Source organism: Bacteroides sp. 224 (genome assembly GCF_010500995.1).
Taxonomy (GTDB): domain Bacteria; phylum Bacteroidota; class Bacteroidia; order Bacteroidales; family Bacteroidaceae; genus Bacteroides.
The window spans coordinates 1-1700 of the sequence record NZ_QVMK01000082.1; the positions used below are offsets into that span (position 1 = coordinate 1).

The following is a 1700-nucleotide window of genomic DNA, read 5'->3' on the forward strand; positions in this document are numbered from 1 at the left end:
TTCTAAATATCTATTAAAATAGGATTTGGCTTCAGTGAGAAATATCAATGTCCGTCTCTGGGAAAGAGATGGACACAAAAAACAAAAGAAGAAAGCATTTAAAGCCCTATTGGATAGCAATCTGAGAAAAAACAAGGCTAAGAGAAAAAAGAAAGGAAAGAAGAAACGAAAAGCGCAGAAAAACTTAAATATTTTAAGAGATAAAACTTTCTTTTTTGTTAATCTTGGTTAAACAATAAGGGGCGATAGCTACAAAAGAATAAACATATTTCATCATTCAACCCTAATTAAGAAAAAAGCAGGGAAAAGAATCGAAAAAAAAACAATAGAAAAGGCCCGGGAAGAAAAAAAGCAGATAGAAAATAGCTTGCTTAGGATACACGGGAAGCGGAAAAGGCACAACGATCTATTCCGGAAAACAACCCTTTGTTCGGAATGAAAGAAAAGGGAAACATTTTCTATTCCAAAATACGGATTATGTAAACCTTTCAAAACAAAAAGGGAGAAAGGAGAGTTTTTCGGATATTTAGAACACTATTGCAGATTAAAAACAATCTGCCTTACTTTGCAAAAGGAATTCAAAAGTCCATCTCTTTCCCAGAGATGGACTTTTCTTATTCAAAACCTCTCAAACCGCTTCCAGAAAGAGGTTTCAAAATACTACCGGAAGGCTTCTTCCCGCTAAAAACAGCATCAATAACAATACGGTTGGCAGCCAAAAAGCAGTCAACATCCAGTTGACGAACATAAGTATGCGTAGTCTCTTCTTTACGATGACCCAGCGCCTGGCTGATTACATGCATACCCACACCATGATGGTGAGCAAGCGTAGCCCAAGTGTGACGAGCCACGTAGGAACTCAAATTTTCGTCGATATCCAACAACACACATATTCTCTTAAGATGCCGGTTATGATTACGAAGGGAGTTACTATACTGACGAGTTTCCTCGGAAGCAGCACCGGCAACACGGATGATGGGAAGTAAATAAGGAGAATCTGAAGAACATTTATACTTAGAAAGAATACGAAGCGCACGTTCATCTAATCCAACAGTTATCTCGACATCTGTTTTATGACGACGGTAGCAAAGGATACGACCACCTTGCAAATCGCTATGACGAAGGTGGGCAAGGTCGATAAAAGGCATGCCTTGAAGATAAAGAGAAAGCATAAACATATCACGGCTGAACTCAAGCTCGGGATACTCAGATAAATCGGAAGTAGCAAGAAGCTTAACTACAGAAGCAGGCAAAGAGCGTTTTACGGTAGCTTCCTCCGTAGTGATAATACCAACAAAAAGATGTTTAACCGATTTAATCCGGCGCTGAGCAACAGCACGATGATAAAGAGCACGCAAAACCCGCATATAAAAGGCTATCGTATTACGACAAATGCCCAGACCAAGCAAGTGGTTTTGATAACTAAGTAGGAAATCACGGCTGAAAACCACAGAAAGAGGAACATCACCATGATGGAAATCCAATACACTATGAAGTGTACTCTGATAATTACAAATAGTACTAAACGAGTAGTAAGTGCGAAAACTACGAATCACAGCATCAGTAAAATAAGTTAGAGTCATAATAAAACAAATTTAAATGTGTATAGATATATAACAGTAAAATAGGCGTAAAAGAAAGAGGAGTAAGATCTTTTAAAGAAAAGAGAATGAAAAAATATAAAGACAAAAAAAAGTTCC

The 1700-nt window shown here is 37.7% G+C and carries 2 protein-coding genes; one reads left to right on the top strand and one right to left on the bottom strand.

The features are described from left to right. Positions 1-34 precede the first annotated feature (34 nt). On the top strand, positions 35-232 hold the full coding sequence (locus tag D0T60_RS18390; protein ID WP_163219930.1) for a hypothetical protein: 198 nt from the start codon (positions 35-37) through the stop codon (positions 230-232). 382 nt (positions 233-614) lie between these two features. On the opposite strand, the gene D0T60_RS18395 is transcribed toward D0T60_RS18390, so the two are convergent. Next, complete coding sequence (locus D0T60_RS18395; protein WP_163219932.1) at positions 615-1583, bottom strand: site-specific integrase; 969 nt, start codon at positions 1581-1583, stop codon at positions 615-617. Positions 1584-1700 lie beyond the last annotated feature (117 nt).

Coding starts and splice junctions, on each gene's coding strand:
- D0T60_RS18395 (WP_163219932.1), bottom strand. CDS start 1,583: ATGACTCTAACTTATTTTACTGATGCTGTGATTCGTAGTTTTCGCACT.